The 15,151-nt window shown below is 67.0% G+C and carries 14 protein-coding genes and 1 pseudogene; 4 read left to right on the top strand and 11 right to left on the bottom strand.

What is annotated here, in order from left to right:
- Nucleotides 1-24 precede the first annotated feature (24 nt).
- From AC5592_RS15425 to AC5592_RS15450, 6 genes are all read right to left on the bottom strand, one after another.
- Nucleotides 25-1,470, bottom strand: a complete 1,446-nt coding sequence (locus AC5592_RS15425; protein WP_063064598.1) for an aldehyde dehydrogenase — start codon at nucleotides 1,468-1,470, stop codon at nucleotides 25-27.
- Nucleotides 1,467-2,576 carry an NAD(P)-dependent alcohol dehydrogenase gene (locus AC5592_RS15430; protein WP_063064599.1) on the bottom strand — a complete coding sequence of 370 codons (1,110 nt, stop codon included), beginning with the start codon at nucleotides 2,574-2,576 and terminating at the stop codon, nucleotides 1,467-1,469. Before AC5592_RS15430 ends, AC5592_RS15425 begins: the two co-directional genes overlap by 4 nt.
- Before the next feature lie 118 nt (nucleotides 2,577-2,694).
- Nucleotides 2,695-3,615 (bottom strand): SCO6745 family protein, encoded by a 921-nt coding sequence (locus AC5592_RS15435; protein WP_063064600.1) that lies wholly within the window; start codon nucleotides 3,613-3,615, stop codon nucleotides 2,695-2,697.
- Nucleotides 3,612-4,544: an SCO6745 family protein gene (locus tag AC5592_RS15440; protein ID WP_063920317.1), complete on the bottom strand. Its 933-nt coding sequence runs from the start codon at nucleotides 4,542-4,544 to the stop codon at nucleotides 3,612-3,614. Before AC5592_RS15440 ends, AC5592_RS15435 begins: the two co-directional genes overlap by 4 nt.
- Nucleotides 4,541-6,187, bottom strand: coding sequence for an AMP-binding protein (locus AC5592_RS15445; protein WP_063064601.1), 1,647 nt, complete (start codon nucleotides 6,185-6,187; stop codon nucleotides 4,541-4,543). The genes AC5592_RS15440 and AC5592_RS15445 overlap by 4 nt, the downstream gene beginning before the upstream one ends.
- A 92-nt stretch (nucleotides 6,188-6,279) precedes the next feature.
- Nucleotides 6,280-7,284, bottom strand: coding sequence for an alpha/beta fold hydrolase (locus tag AC5592_RS15450; RefSeq protein ID WP_084506711.1), 1,005 nt, complete (start codon nucleotides 7,282-7,284; stop codon nucleotides 6,280-6,282).
- 49 nt (nucleotides 7,285-7,333) lie between these two features.
- Between AC5592_RS15450 and AC5592_RS15455 the strand changes: the two genes are divergently transcribed.
- The gene (locus tag AC5592_RS15455) at nucleotides 7,334-8,122 is read left to right on the top strand and encodes an enoyl-CoA hydratase/isomerase family protein (protein ID WP_198163843.1); all 789 of its coding nucleotides are present in this window, start codon (nucleotides 7,334-7,336) and stop codon (nucleotides 8,120-8,122) included.
- 30 nt (nucleotides 8,123-8,152) lie between these two features.
- On the opposite strand, the gene AC5592_RS15460 is transcribed toward AC5592_RS15455, so the two are convergent.
- On the bottom strand, nucleotides 8,153-9,187 hold the full coding sequence (locus AC5592_RS15460; protein WP_063064604.1) for a TIGR03857 family LLM class F420-dependent oxidoreductase: 1,035 nt from the start codon (nucleotides 9,185-9,187) through the stop codon (nucleotides 8,153-8,155).
- On the bottom strand, nucleotides 9,184-10,233 hold the full coding sequence (locus AC5592_RS15465) for a phosphotransferase family protein (RefSeq protein WP_157121887.1): 1,050 nt from the start codon (nucleotides 10,231-10,233) through the stop codon (nucleotides 9,184-9,186). The genes AC5592_RS15460 and AC5592_RS15465 overlap by 4 nt, the downstream gene beginning before the upstream one ends.
- Nucleotides 10,234-10,488: 255 nt before the next feature.
- On the opposite strand from AC5592_RS15465, the pseudogene AC5592_RS15470 reads away from it, so the two are divergent.
- Nucleotides 10,489-11,002: pseudogene (locus tag AC5592_RS15470) on the top strand (HoxN/HupN/NixA family nickel/cobalt transporter); the annotation flags it as partial.
- Here the strand turns inward: AC5592_RS15470 and AC5592_RS15475 are convergent.
- Nucleotides 10,986-11,414: a VOC family protein gene (locus tag AC5592_RS15475; protein ID WP_063064607.1), complete on the bottom strand. Its 429-nt coding sequence runs from the start codon at nucleotides 11,412-11,414 to the stop codon at nucleotides 10,986-10,988. The pseudogene AC5592_RS15470 and the gene AC5592_RS15475 sit on opposite strands and share 17 nt — an antisense overlap.
- Before the next feature lie 52 nt (nucleotides 11,415-11,466).
- The gene (locus tag AC5592_RS15480) at nucleotides 11,467-12,003 is read right to left on the bottom strand and encodes a helix-turn-helix domain-containing protein (protein ID WP_198163844.1); all 537 of its coding nucleotides are present in this window, start codon (nucleotides 12,001-12,003) and stop codon (nucleotides 11,467-11,469) included.
- 744 nt (nucleotides 12,004-12,747) lie between these two features.
- Here AC5592_RS15480 and AC5592_RS15485 point away from each other — a divergent pair.
- Nucleotides 12,748-13,269, top strand: coding sequence for a GNAT family N-acetyltransferase (locus tag AC5592_RS15485; protein ID WP_063064608.1), 522 nt, complete (start codon nucleotides 12,748-12,750; stop codon nucleotides 13,267-13,269).
- Nucleotides 13,270-13,395: 126 nt separating this feature from the next.
- Here the strand turns inward: AC5592_RS15485 and AC5592_RS15490 are convergent, their stop codons facing one another.
- Nucleotides 13,396-14,205 (bottom strand): SDR family NAD(P)-dependent oxidoreductase, encoded by an 810-nt coding sequence (locus AC5592_RS15490; RefSeq protein ID WP_036509475.1) that lies wholly within the window; start codon nucleotides 14,203-14,205, stop codon nucleotides 13,396-13,398.
- Nucleotides 14,206-14,355: 150 nt separating this feature from the next.
- Here AC5592_RS15490 and AC5592_RS15495 point away from each other — a divergent pair, with 150 nt between their 5' ends.
- Complete coding sequence (locus AC5592_RS15495; RefSeq protein WP_063064609.1) at nucleotides 14,356-15,051, top strand: MBL fold metallo-hydrolase; 696 nt, start codon at nucleotides 14,356-14,358, stop codon at nucleotides 15,049-15,051.
- Nucleotides 15,052-15,151 lie beyond the last annotated feature (100 nt).

A 15,151-nucleotide genomic window follows, 5' to 3' on the forward strand; every position in this document is an offset into this window, starting at 1 on the left:
GTCGCGCCACTGTCGCCGGACTCATCAGGGCAGATAGATCGACTTGTACTGCTGGTAGGCGGCCAGCCCCTCGGGGCCGAGCTCGCGGCCCAGGCCGCTGTCTTTCACACCGCCGAACGGCGCTCCGTGGTCCATGGTGTAACCGTTGACGCCGATGCTGCCGGTCTGCACCCGGCGGGCCAGCGTCGCACCGCGCGCCACATCGGAGGTCCAGACCGTGCCGCCGAGACCGTAGGACGAATCATTGGCCTGGCGCACCGCATCCGCATCGCCGTCGAACGGGATCACCGCCAGCACGGGGCCGAAGATCTCCTCACGGGCGATGGTGGAATTGTTGTCCACGTCGGCGAACACGGTCGGCTCGACGTACCACCCGCGGTCGAACCCGGCGGGGCGGCCGCCGCCGACGGTGATGCGTCCGCCTTCTGCCTTGCCCTTGGCGATATAGCCCTCGATGATGTCACGCTGTCCTGCGCTGGCCACCGGGCCGATAATCGTCGAACGCTCCAGGGGATCACCGATTTTCAGGGTGCGCACCATATCACTGAGCGCGTCCACGACCTCGCCGTAGCGGCTGCGCGGCGCGAGGATGCGGGTGCAGATGTAGCAGCTCTGGCCCTGATTCATGAGGCTGGCCGCGAACAGGCCGGGGATGACGCGCGAGAGGTCGGCGTCGTCGAGGATCAGTGCGGCCGACTTGCCACCGAGCTCCAGAGTGACCGGCTTCAGCAGGCGGCCACAGGTTTCCGCGATGGCACGCCCGGCGTCGGTGGAGCCGGTGAAGGCGATCTTGTCCACGCCCGGGTGAGAGACGAGGTGCGCGCCCGCGGTGCGACCCGCGCCCGGAACGATATTCAGCACGCCCGCAGGCAGTTCCGCCGCGGCGGCGGCCTCGGCGACCAGCATGGCGTCGAGGACGGTCTCCGAAGAAGGCTTCATGACGACGGTGCACCCGGCCGCCAACGCGGGCGCGATCTTGAAGAAGGCCAGGGTCTGCGGGAAGTTCCACGGCACTATCGCTCCGACCACGCCGAGGGGTTCGCGCCGGACTTCCGTGTTCCCGATGACCAACGACTTGCGTACCTCGCTGGTCGGGAGCTGCTGGATCAACTCGGCGTAGTAGCGCAGCATGGTGGCCGGAACCGTGCCCTCGACGGGCTTACCGAAGCGAACCGGCATGCCGTTCTGCGCGCTCACGCGGCGCACCATCTCGTCGCTGCGCGCCAGCAGTTCCACCGCGAAACGCTCCAGCACGGCGGCGCGACGCTCGGGCTCCCAGCTCGCCCAGCCGCTGGGATCGTCGAAGGCCCGGCGCGCGGCCGCGACCGCGGCGTCGATATCGGCCGTACCGGCGGCGGGAACGCTGCCCAGCAGCTCCTCGGTGCTCGCCGAGTATGCCTCGATACGCTGGTCCGACGCCGGCCGGGTCCACTCCCCTCCGATGTACAGCGAGTCGTAATCCACGGTCATTGGACGTCCTTTCCGGGAATCAGCACGGGTTTGATCACCGCACCGGATTTCATGGCTCGCTCCGCCTCGTCGATACGAGAGAGCGGGAAGAGTTCGATCAGTTCGTGGAACGGGAAGCGGTCCTGCCGCCACAGCTCGATCAGCCTGGGAATCAACAGTTTCGGTACGCTGTCGCCCTCGAGGATGCCCTTGATGGTGCGCCCCAAGGCCAGTTGATCCGGGCGGACCGTCAGCGGCTTCAGCTGGACACCGACGCAGCCGCATACGCCGCGCAGCCGCAGCACGTCGATGGCCGTCGACACCACCTCGGGGACCCCGGTGGTGTCGAGCGAGTAGTCCAGCCCGCCGGGTATCAGCGCCTTGATCGTCTCGGCCAGGTTCTCGGTGTCGGCGACGAACGTATGTGTGGCTCCGAGCTTTTCGGCGAGCATCAGACGATCCGGGTGGCGGTCCACCGCGACGATGGTCGTCGCGCCCGCGACCCGGGCCGCCATGATGGCCGACAGGCCCACGGTGCCGGTACCGAATACCGCGAGAGAGTCTCCGGCGTCGACGCCCAGCGAGGTGAATACTGCGCCCGCACCGGTCAAAACGCCGCACGAAAGTGGTCCCAGCAGTTCCATCGGGAGTGCGCGATCGACCTTGATGGCATTGCGCGCCGACACCACGCTCAGCTCAGCGAACGACGACTGGCCGAACCAGTTGCCCATGACCGGTTCCCCGGCGGCGTCCCGCACCGTTGTCGGCCGCCCCGGCCGGAAGCCGGACATATTGCGCGGCCAGAAGGATTCACAGTAGGCGGGCTGAGCGTCGAGGCAATTGCGGCACGCACCGCAGGAGTCGAACGACAGCACCACATGGTCACCCACCGCGAGCTCGGCAACGCCAGGGCCCAGGGCGATGACTTCGCCCGCACCCTCGTGCCCCGCGATGATCGGCGGCTTGCACATCGGAGTGCGGGGCAGGAAGTCGCTGTGGCAGATGCCGGTTCCCGCGATACGAACGAGAACCTGCCCGTGCCCGGGTGCGTCGAGCTCGACCTCCTCGATCCGGAAGGGACCATCGGCGGCGCGCAGTACCGCCGCACGCGTGCGGACCGGTGTCATGACGCGCTACGGGAACGAGCGAGCGCGCTGGAGAAAGAGGCCACGTTGCCACACCTTTCGAGATTCGTGTGCACCGCACACATCATACGATACTGACCGCCCGTACAGTCAATAGAGGTTACGGTTGGCGACGCTGGGCCGCTACGCGCGCCGCAATCTGTGCGCCGTAGAGATCGGGGTAGCCACCCGCGGCCTGAATCGTCGTACTCCAGCGGCCGACCGTATCGAGCAGCTCATCGATATCGCCGTGCAGTGCCTCGACCGCCGGCCGCAGCTGGCGGTCGGTTGCCGCTTCGATCCGCTCGCGCACCACGCGTCCGGCCGGAGACAGCAGCTCGCCGTCGAGCATGCCGCGTTCTCGCAGACGACGCGCCGCGGCATCGAGCTGAGCGTCGGTCCACGCCCTGGTGTGCACGTAGGTGCGGGGCGGCAGGTTCCACCACTGCTCACTGAGCAGCCCGATCTCGACCGCGTCGAACCCTGCCGCGATCCAGGCCGCGGTGTGCGAATCGCCGCGGTATTCCCGGAGCCGGTCGGCCAGCGCCCAAGCCCGGCCGAGCGGATCTTCGGGGAGGTCGATCGCGCACAGACCCGCGAACAACGGTCGGCCCGCCACCGCCAAGGGTTCGGTTGCGCGAGTGAGCAATTCGATCACGCGCTCGACGCCGTCGGGTTTCTCGCCGATCATCCGCCGCAACGAGTTCGTGGCCCCGCGCCGACGGGCGGCGGCGATCGAGGCGGGATCAGTGAGCGCCCGGCCGCGCTCGACAGCTGCGGTGACCATGCCGGGTTCGAATACCGCGAACGCGGCAGCGACGACCGCGCCGGACGCGTGCCCGAGTGCCGAGCCACGGCTCGTGTTGTAGGCGTCGCGATTCGAGGTCTGCACACCGCTGGGGAGTACGCCACGGCTCGCACCGAATCCGAGTGCCGCGTACTCGGCGTTCGCTTCAGCGGAGAAATACACCTGTCCGGCAAGGGGCTCGATCGCGGCCCACAACGCACGCGCTCGGGCACTCACTTCGGCATCGGTGATCATCTGCTCGCCCCCGTCCCGTAGCTGACGATGCGGGCCGACTCGAGCCGCTCCACGCCGGTGAGATCGGGATAGCGGTCCACCATCAAGGCCGCACCCCAGGGTGCGAGCAGGCCGACGAGCTCGTCGAGGTCGTCGCCCAATGCCTCTGTCGCACCGCGCAATTGCCGGTCCGTCGCGAGCTCGACCGCCGCACGCGCCTGCACGCCCGCCGCGGTGAGGCCCTCGCTGTCGACGAGGCCGCGGACCATCAGTCGCTCGTGTGCCGAGTCGAGTTGCTCCGTCGTCCATCCGCGAGACCGGACATAGGTGCGCGGGGGTAATCCGCGCACCAGTTCACCGACCAGACCGATCTCGGCGGCGTCGTATCCGGCCGCATTCCAGGCCGCCGTATGTGAGTCGCCACGGTACTCCCGCAGACAATCGGCCAGACGCCAGGCGCGACCGAGCGAACTGCCGGGCAGGCCGAGCGAACGCATTCCGGCGAACAGCGGACGCCCCTCCGGCCGAAGCGGTTCCACCGCCCGCGCCAGCAGAGCGGCCACGCGCTCGATCCCGGCGGGACGCGGTCCCAACACCCGTTCGAGACTCGCGATCGCGCCGGTGGTGCGCGCCTCGGATATCGTCGCCGCGTCGGCGAGCCGCCAACCGTATTCGACCCCGGCCATGACCACGCCCGGCTCGAATACGGCGAAGGCCGCGGCCAACACGGAGCCGGCGACCTGCCCCATCGCCGCGCCGCGACTCGTGAAATACGCTGCCGCATCAGGCGTTCGGACATTGCCCAGGACACCTCCCGGCGCGAAACCGAGACGTTCGTAGGCGGCGTGACACTCCGGCGCGAAGTACACCTGCCCGGCGAAGGGCTCGATCGCGGCACGCAGCGCCTGCGCTCGCCGAGCCACGGATTCCGTGTCGACGGATCCCGTCATTCGCCGTACAGCGCTTCGATTTCAGCGGCGTACTTGGCGTTGATGGGCTTGCGCCGCAGCTTTCCGGTCGGGGTCAGCTCATCGCCACCCTCGGTCCAGAGGGTCGGGAGCACGGCGAACTTCTTGATCTGCTCCACCCGGGCAAGTCTGGCATTGCCCTCATCCACCCCTTGCTGGACGACCGCGAGCACGCGGGCGTCCTTGGCCAGGACCGCCGGATCGGGCTCGATCCCGAACTTTTCGGCGAACGTCGGCACCGCGGCACCGTCCAGGGTGATGAGTGCGACGTTGTAGGGGCGCCCGTCACCGATCGCGATCACCTTGTCGATGAGCATCGAGGAGGTGGAGATGGCGCTCTCGATATTGCTGGGCGACATGTTCTTTCCGCCCGCGTTGATGATGAGCTCCTTCTTGCGGTCGACGATGGTGTAGTAGCCCTCGTCGTCCACCGTCACCACGTCACCGGTGTGCACCCACCCGTCGGCGTCCTTGACCTCGGCGGTCTGCACCGGATCGTTGCGGTAGCCCTTCATGGTGAACGGCGCGCGGATCAGCAGTTCACCGTCCTCGAGCACCCGGCCTTCGTATCCGGGCAGCAGGGTGCCGATGGTGCCGGGCTTGGCCAGTTCCGGCAGCGCGGCGGTAGCCAGCCCGATCTCGGACATGCCCCAGATGTCGGTGACCGGAATGCGCAGCTTTCGCAGAAAGTTGAAGACGGCCAGCGGGCATGCCGCCGCACCGGTCATCGCCCACCGCACCTGGTCGAGTCCGAGCTTGGCGCGGATCGCGTCGATCACCTGCGGAACGTCCGCCTCGAATCCGGTCCGCAGCTGGTCGTTGCCCGCGAGCTGCAATTCCACACCGGCCTTGAGCTTCTCCCACACTCTCGGAACCGCCGAGAACACCGTCGGCCGCACCTCCGCCAGGGTCTGTGGCACTTTGGACATATCGTTGAGGGTTGTCAATTGTGCGCCGCAGACGACCCCGAAGTAGTAGGTGACGCATCGGTCGGCGGCGTGCGCGGACGGCAGGTACGAGATCATGCGGTCACCGCTTTCGATCGGGAAAGCGCTCGTGACCGCGGCCGCCATCGCCAGCACGCCGCGGTGGGTGTGCTCGACGCCTTTCGGCGGGCCGGTGGTGCCGGAGGTGTAGATCATGCACAGCACATCGTCGGGCAAGACCGCGTTCCAAGCGGCTTCGAAATCGAAATCCGGTGTGGGCTCGATCCGGTCCAGGTCGCCTTCCTCCACGACGAGGACGTGCTCGATGTCGGCGCCGGACGCGCGCAGCTTGGCAAGGTACTGCCGTTCGGTCACGAGGATCTTCGCGCCCGAATGGGTGAGCAGATAGTTGATCTGGTCGGGGGCAGAGGTGTTGTAGATCGAGAAGGTGGTCGCGCCGAGGTGATTGGCGGCCATCTCGGCGAGGTTGAACTCGGGTCGGTTGGTGAGCAGGGAGGCGAACACGTCACCGCGGCGAAGTCCGAGGGTCGCCAGACCGCCGGCGATGCGGCGTACCTCGGCGTCGAACTCGGCCCATGTATAGCTCTGCGCACCGTCGTAGCTGCGCAGTGCGACGGTGTCGGGGTGGGCGGCCACCTGGCGCTGGAATGCCTGGGGCATGGTCTGTGGATCGGGCACGGACGCTCCTGGTGAATCACTGTATTGATGGAGGTTTGGTCAGTTCACCGGGAACCGCACATACAGTCCGTACGGTCGCCCGGAAGCGGCTTTCAGATGCTGGTGAGGCCGATCGGCCGCGATGACAGTCCACGCAGGCGAACGATCTCGGCGTTGAACTCGTCGGCGTTCTGCACGTTGCTGGCATGCCCGCTGTCGGCGAGCACGACTTCCCTGTCCAGATGCCCTGCCGCTCTGACCATTTGGGCCGTGCGGGCTGATTCTCTGGGTGGTAGCAAACCGTCGAGCGCGCCGTACAGCACGGTTGTCGGTACCCGCAGTGCTTTCACGCCCTCCGAGGCATCGATCCGCTGCACCACCTTGGCCCACTGCGACCGAACCCGCGGAGGGCAGGTCGCTCCCACCCGCTGAACGAAGTCGACCATGCACACCGGCGCTTGCGGGGTCAGCGAAGCCCTGCGGAAGATCGACCTGGTCAACCGGCGCGGCGGCGAGGGCAGCGGCGCCATCGCCAGGGCGATCATCCACCGCGACAAACGATCCTGATGCCTCTTCATGCCTTCCGGGCCATCCGACAAGCCGGTCGCGGTGTTGGCGAGAAGAGCGGAATCCACGTAGCGCAAAACGTCGTCACGGAAGTACTTCGCCCAGGCGAGAACCGTCGCACCACCCATGCTGTGCCCGACCACTGTGGCAGGCGCTTCGGGCGTGACCGTCGCGGCCAGCACGGCCGACAGGTCCTCTGCGAGCACGCGGTCGCTGAAAGGGCGCGTGCCCGCATCGCTTCGACCGTGGCCACGCTGGTCGTAGGCGATCACCCGATTGCCGCTTGCCAGCGCGTTGATCTGCGGATTCCAGAACTCGATGGCGACCGACCAGCCATGGATCAGCACGATCGGATCCAATGCGGGGTGCCCGTATTCGCGTACATGCAGCGCGGTTCCGTCAGCGGAGTACACCGTCCGAATCTCCCGCGGCTGCGGGTGCGCCAATATTCCGCGCTGTCCGGCATCCGGCGGGGCTTTCTTGAATTTCGGCATGCCGCACTCCCTTGTACTCAGCATCAGCCCGACCGCGCTTGACGTGAGCGCGGTCACGCGGCAAGACTAAAACTAACCGCACGTACAGTCAACAATGGAGAGTTCGATGTCCGACCCTGTATCGACACAAGAACAAGTCGTCCGAATCGAGCGGCCGACCGCGGGGGTCGCGGTGGTGGTGCTGGATCGTCCGGCGCGGCTGAATGCCATGAATCCGTCGAGCATTCCCGTGGTGACGCAGGCGGTCCGCCCGCTCGCCGATGATCCGGAGACACGGGTGGTGATTCTGACCGGCGCGGGGCGTGGCTTCTGCACCGGCATGGATCTGAGCAGCCTGGACGAGATGGCGCCGCGCGAGGTGAATGCCACCATCGCGTGGATGCGGGAATTGCACAGCTTCTCGGGGGAACTGGCTCGCCTGCCTCAACCTACGATCGCCGCGGTCAACGGACCCGCCATCGGTGGTGGCCTCGGCATGGCACTGGGGTGCGACCTGCGCATCGCAGGGCCGGACGCGAGGTTCGGAGCGACCTTCGCCAGGATGGCGCTCGGTCCGGACGCCGGTGTCTCCCATACTCTTCCGGCCGCTGTCGGTCATGCTGCCGCGCTCGATCTGCTGTTGAGCTGCGAACCCATCGGCCCGGATGCGGCGTTGCGCCTCGGCCTGGTCAGCCGAGTCGCCGAAGACGCGCTCGCGGCCTCGATCGAGCTGGCCGAACGATGGGCGCGTATCCCCGCCCATGCGTCGCGCACGATCAAGAAGACCATGCAACTGGCCGCGGGCACTGACATCGAGACCACCTTGCTGGATATCGAGCCTCGCGCTCAGGCCGACCTGATCTGCCACCCGGACTTCTTCACCAACGCCGAGGCGTGGCTCGCCGGTCACCACTGAATTATCTTGGGGCGAAACGACTTCGCACTGCTACCCGGCGGCGGACTTCCGGTAGGCGGCGACCACGGGTGCCAGTTCGGTCGGCGTAGCACCATGCATGATCACAGCGTCCGCGCCCACGCTCAATTGGGCGCGAACGCCCGCCGCGCACTGCTGCGCGGTCCCCTGCGCCGCGGCACTCAGCCATTCCGCGGGCAGCAAACCCGCGATGTGCTCGACTTGGTCATCGTTCGCCACCGCGTCGATCGCGCCGCGGACGCCGGCGACCACCGGGTCGGCCCGAAAGCGGGCCAGGACATCGGGATCCCAGCGATTGGTGGAGACCAGCAGGTCGCCGTATATCTGAAGGTAGGTCGCCAACCTGCCGACAGTCGCACGCAGACGGCGGGACTCCGGAATGTGGTCACCGATGGTTGCGTAGCAGGACCACACCCGCACCGAGGCCGGATCCCGGCCTGCACGTTCGGCCGCCTCCTTCACAATGCGCACCGACCGCGCCAATGTCTCGTCGGTGAAGAACGTGTGCAGCACAACCTCGTCGAAGGCCCGGCCGCCGAGCGCGAGAGTCTGCGGGCCGAAGGCCACCAAGCCGAGTGGAATCGGCTCGTCGAAGCGAGGATCGAGCCGCAAGCGGGTGTAGCGGCCGGCCGGGCCGTCGTGATCGCGGATGGTCTCGCCGCTCCACAGTCGCCGCATGAGCCCGGCGAAGTCCTCCAGTTGTGCGGTCGTAACCGCGGGCAGGTTCCAAGCGGCGAAGGTCTGCGCGCCACCGCGCCCGAGCCCGAGCATGAAACGGCCGCGGGTCAGCCGATGCATCGTGGTCGCGTACGCGGCGGTCACCATCGGATGGCGCGTGTTGTGATTGGTTGCCGCCGTGGCGATCCGGATGTCGTCGGATGCGGCGCCGGCTGCTCCGGACAACGTGACGGCTTCCTTCACGTCGAACCGCTCGGACAGGAATGCTGTACCGAGGTTCAATTCCTCCGCCATGCGGACCTCGTCGATGATCTTGCGCGGATCGTCGCTCGCGCCAGCGAGCAAGTAGCAACCCAGTTCGCGATTCACGACAGCGCCTCTGCCGAGTCCAGTTCGAGCACCTGGCGCGCGTGCCGCTGCGCCATGGTGAGAAACATCCGATCCCCGCGGTCTGTACGCCTCGCAAGCATGGCGGCGTTGATCGACATCAACATTCCGTGCCACGCGCCACGGCGGTAGTCCCGCCAGCAGTCGGCCCAGCGATAGCCGCGGACACCGAGTTCGAGAATGCGGTCGTGGTAGCGCCTGACCAGGTCTTCCTCCAGCGTGTGCCGGAGGTCGGCGGGCAGACCACCGCCGAGGAAGTAGGCCACGTCTTCGGGACCGGACCCGATGGCACAGGTCTGCCAGTCGACGACGCTCATCGCGCCCTGCTCTCCGATCAGGACATTGTCCAAGCGGAAGTCACGATGTACGACGGTGCGATGGCCACGCTCCCAGGACAGCCACGACTCGAGGTGTTCGACGAAAAGATCACCCGCACGGCGGATCTCATCGCTGAGGAGTCCTGAGTACCGATCCTGAAAGCGCGCCCACAATCGCGGTGTCACCTCGGCGATACCCGGTCGATCACGGCGCAGCCACGACAGTTCTCGCCATCGGCTCTCGCCCCAGCACGGAGCGTGCAGACCGGCAATCTCGTCCATCGCGGTGGCGGCCACCTCGGCGGTGCAGCCCGCCAGCTGATCACCCTGCCGCGCGGGTGTCAGGTCTTCGAGCAGCAGCAGAAAGTCGCCTGTCTCGGAAGAGAATTCGGCCGCGTACACCTTCGGTGTGCGCACCAATACCAGCGGTGCGAGCTCACGGTAGAAGCGCACCTCTCGTTCATAGGCACCCTCCCGCCGAACCTGCCTCCGGCGGTCCGGATCCGGATCGGCGAATTTCGCGATCAGGCACCGGGGCGCTGCGGTCGGCCGGTCGTAATCGACGGTGAGCCGCGCACTGACGGCCACCTGACCGGTACCGATCGCGATACTCGACAGTTCGGCGACCCTCGCCTCACCGCGAACGTCCACGAGCGCCTCGTCGAGCATGCCTGCGGTCAGACCGACCGTGGGATCAAAGGTTTCCAACACAATCCCACCATGCCATATTGACCGCCCGTACGGTCATTTTGTTAGCATCGCTTGCGGCCCACACCCCGCTGCCGCTCTCACGAAGGGATTAGTCACGAAGGACGAGCGATGAGCGACGACGACGTCGAGATCCTGGGCATGATCGACACTGCCGACGCCTCCGAGACCCGGGCAGGGAACGGAGCCGTGATCGACCCCGATCACACGATCCGCTTCGCCCGCGCCTACGAGGACGGCGGATTCGACCGGGTGCTGGGTGAGTACGACGAGGCAGAGCTGGAGAAACAGCTCGCCAACCGCGGCCTGGTGAACCGGCTGCTGGGGCCGGTGACGAAGTCGGTCACCGAGCCGTGGCAGATGTATCCGATCGGCCTGCTGTTCGGGCTGGGATTTCGACACCGCCACCGAGGTCGCGCTGCTGGTGCTGGCGGGCACCAGCGCTGCGGCTGGGCTGCCCTGGTACACAATCCTGTGTCTGCCGCTCCTGTTCGCCGCGGGTATGAGCCTGCTCGACACCATCGACGGCACCTTCATGAACTTCGCCTACGGATGGGCCTTCGCCAAACCCGTGCGCAAGATCTACTACAACATCACCATCACCGCGCTCTCCATAGCAATCGCGTTGGTCATCGGCTCGATCGAGCTGCTCGGTCTTCTCGCCGACCACTTCGGCTGGACCGGCGGCTTCTGGGACACGATCACCGGTCTCGACCTCAACCTCATCGGATTCCTCATCGTCGGCCTGTTCATCCTCACCTGGGCCGGCGCTCGGTCGTGGCCTCGTCGCCCACGCCGGCCGGGTTGTAGGCCAGCAGCTCCCAGCAGTGGCCGTCCGGGTCGTCGATCGCCCGGTTGTACAGCCAGCCCATGTCCTGGGCCTCCCGCGGTTCGGTGGCTCCCGCAGCCAGCGCCGCGTCGACCAGGCGGTCCACTTCTTCACGCGTCCCGGCAGCCAGCGCGTTGATCACCTCGATCGGACCGTCCGCAGCGTCTCGCTTGGTGAAGGTCGCGAACGTTTCGCGCGTCATCAGCTGCACCACGACCGCGTCGGAGAGGACCACCTGGGCGGAGGTGTCCCCGGTGAAGTCCGGGTTGATCGTTCCCCCCATCGCCGTGTACACCTTCTTGCTCGCCTCCAGGTCGGTGACCGGCAGGTTGACGTAGATCTGCGTGAATGCCATGACGTGCCTCCCAAATTCGGTGTGCCGGGCGCTCCCGGCGACACCAGAAAATCTAGGGGCGCACCTCGACCTCGGTCTTGTACAGGAGCGACAGCATCTCTTCGCTGTCGCCGCGCCGCAGCTGGGATGCCGTGCGGCCGGTGAACCGGGTCAGCGAACGAGCCAGGTGCGGCTGGTCGTGGTATCCCGCCCGGTGCGCGACCTCGATCGCCGGCATCCCCTGCCGCAGCAGCAGCACCGCCTGCCTGGCCCGCTCGATCTGCCGAATCGCGCCCTGCGTCAGCCCCGTCGCAGCGGCCACCCGCCGCTGCACCGATCGCGGAGTGACCAACGTGGTCCCGTCACCGCGGAGCACATCGGTGACCAGCGGATCACGCACCAGCAGTCCCGCGCGAACCAGGCGGTCGGCGAAAACATCGGCGTTGTCGTAGGCTGGGATTTCCCACTCGTCGCCCTGCAGCACGAACGAGCGGGCCGTGGTGTGCGGACTCGACACCGCAGTGTCGACCAGCACCGGCATCGGCGCCAGGAACGCACCGTGCCGGCACCGCCCCAGCGACCGGCCCAGCCCGATAAATCCGCTCCACATACGGGGAATCGGACAGACGCTGCTCGATGCCAGCGGCCGGTTCGAGGCTCACGGCCAAGAAACTAACACGGGCCTGGATGCGCCCGAGTCCGGTAACCACCGCAGCATGCCCCATGCGGACCATGGGGACCTCCCACACCGAACGCGGCCACGTCGTTGACGACCGGGACCCCGGTGCCCACTGCCGGTCAGCCCGTCGAGAGCGATTGCGAGCGTGCTGGTTTCGGTAACCATGGGTCGGCGGTGACGCACCCGCGGTATCTTCCATCCCCGCCGGCGATGGGCACCATCGCATCGGCCGATGTCCAGACGACGCGACTGGCGTCCTCGGCGGTGGCGTCGGCCGGGATCTGTTCCGGGCACGGGCTCCATCACATCGGCGACCCGGGTGCGGTCGAGTCTGACGGCCGGGCCGGCATGTGCCGCATCGAGATCCAAGCAGCGCACCACTGTCAGTGCCGATCAGGTCAGGTCGATGCTCACCCGCCCACGCGGACGGTAGCGCTTCATTTATCTGATTGCTCGGTGGATGGGTGTGGCCCGTTCTCGGCCGGACGGGGCGTTCGCCGGTGCCTTCGACTGATCAGCGTGTGCGCTAATATTCGTTCCGCGAGATTCGCGCAAGTAGGTGTCCGGAGGCTGATGAATATGGCTGTCCCAAGCCGTTTCAGCATGTCTATTTCCGGTCCGCCCTAGAATCCAACGCGCGGGCCGGGTCACACTTCGAATGACAAGGACCCGTACGTGTCTCGCATTCTCACCAACGATCCGACAAGTCTGACCACCGACCGTCTCGTGCTGCGCTCATGGACCAGCGCGGAAGCCGCCGCTGTGCTCGGCGACCACCGGCAGTCGGACTGGGCGGACGATTTTCCCTCCGAGGGCGACAAGGTGATCCCCGCCCTGTTCGCCGAGCATCCGGCCTGGCTGGGGCCCTATGGGATGCGGCTGATCATCGAACGCGCTACCGGGCTGGTGGTCGGTGGGATCGGACTGTTCTGGCCGCCGGACGACGGACAGCTCGAAATCGGCTACGGCGTCGTGGCTTCGCGGCGCGACCGGGGCTACGCCTCGGAGGCGACTCGGGCCTTGACCGAATTCGCTTTGGCCGCACCGGAAGTGCGCGCCGTCTTCGCCAATGTCGAACTGGCGAATCCGGCATCGGTGCGGGTATTGGAGAAGGCCGGGTTCGACCGGGTGGGCGACAGCCGTGGCCCCGAGGGCGAGCACCTGGCCTGCTATCGCACGGTGGCCGGTCGGCGATAAGTCGATAACGATGTCGGCGTCCGCCCTGTGCGGCGCCGACACCACACCCGACCGATGCGTTCGACTGGCTCGCCCGCACGCCGGCGAGCAGCCCGCGCATTGCGGCTTCATCAGTGGATGACGTGCTCAGTGCGCGGTCCATCCACCGTCGACCGGTAGAACAGCACCGGTGAGATAGGACGCTGCCGGACTGGCGAGCAGGACTGCCGCACCGACGAGTTCCTCCGGCTCAGCCCACCTGCGCATCGGGACTTGGTGGTCGAGAAATTCTCGGACGTAGGGATCGTCGTCGATGTTGTCGTTCAACGCTGTGCGGAACGGGCCGGGCGCCAATGCATTGACGCAGATTCCGGTACCCGCCAGTTCAGCGGCGAGGCTACGGGTGAGCTGGACCACCGCACCCTTGCTCGCCGCGTAGCCCGCACGGCCCGCGGCTCCGACCAGCCCCAGGGCGCTGGCGAGCGTGACGATGCGACCGTATCCGGCTTGCCGCATCGTCGGCACGACCGCCTGGCAGGCCAGAAAGGTGCCGACGACATTGACATCGAGACAGTCGCGCAAGGTACCGGCGTCGAGCGTGTCGAGGCCGCCGCGGGCCTGGATACCCGCGCTGGTGACGAGCACGTCCAGGCGCCCGTGACTGTCGAGGATGGTGCGGACGACGTCGTGAACGGAAGACTCGTCGGTCACGTCGCAGGACGCACCCTCGGCGATTTTGCCGGTGCGAGTGGATATTTCGGCTGCGGCCCGTTCGCTTGCTTCGCGTCGCCGCCCGGCAACGATTACCGCGGCACCGGCGGCTGCCAGTCCCATCGCGATGGCGCGCCCCAGTCCGGACGAGCCGCCGGTGACCAGCGCCACCTGGCCGGTCAAGTCGGCCCCAGGTCCGACTGTCGGTTCGGCGGCAGCCTGCGGTGAAGTGAGTTTCCGGGTCATGGTCGCTTCCCTCGAATACGAATCCCGCCACGTCGTTCCATAAACAGAACGCCGGAATGGAACAGTACTGCGAGCCCTCGAGATGCTCGGTATTTCTGCCCAGAGCAGATCAGGCGGGAAGCTCCGTCGACTCTCGATAGGGTGCCGTGCATGGAGATCGTATCCGTACTGCCGCAGCTGACGGCATTGCGGTTTTCCCAGGTCAACGACCTGAATATGTACGTGTGGAGCGACCCCGAGGGGGTGACTCTGATCGACAGCGGTCTGCCGGGAACCGCCAGGGAGATCGAAAAGGGCCTGTACACTTGCGGATTCACCCGCGACCAGGTGCAGCGGGTAGTTCTCACCCATGCCCACGACGACCACATCGGTTCGGCGGCCGACCTCGCGGAGTGGGGAGCCGAAATCTGGGCGCACCATGCCGACGCCGACATCGTGCGGGGCGAACGTCCGCAGCCGGCTCCGGTCCTGCGCGAGTGGGAACGCCCGATCGCCGAGGCTCTCGAACCGGGCACACCCCCGCGCCCGGCCCCGGTACACCGCGAGCTACGCGGCGGCGAAGTGCTCGATTTCGGCGGCGGCGCGGAGGTTCTGGCAGTTCCCGGCCATACCGAGGGCAGTCTGGCGCTCCATCTGTCGCAACACCGTGTGCTGTTCACCGGCGACACGCTCGCCAATGTGCGTGGTCTCACCATGCCGGGTGTGTTCAACCTCGACAGCACCGCCGTCGACACAGCCGCCCGCCGGTTGGCCGAACTCGACGTCGATGTCGTCTGCGTCGGCCACGGTGACGTGCTTACAGGCGCACCCCTACGCACCTGGCGAGGCCACCGATCGGACCACTGACGCACGCACGTATCGGCAGGTCGCTTACCAGCCTCTCGTCCTGCCCGGAGACGACCTCGCGCCCTGATGCGACGCGAATCCTGAAGGCGCGTTGGGAAAT

The organism is Nocardia violaceofusca NBRC 14427, assembly GCF_963869435.1.
Classification (GTDB): domain Bacteria; phylum Actinomycetota; class Actinomycetes; order Mycobacteriales; family Mycobacteriaceae; genus Nocardia; species Nocardia aobensis.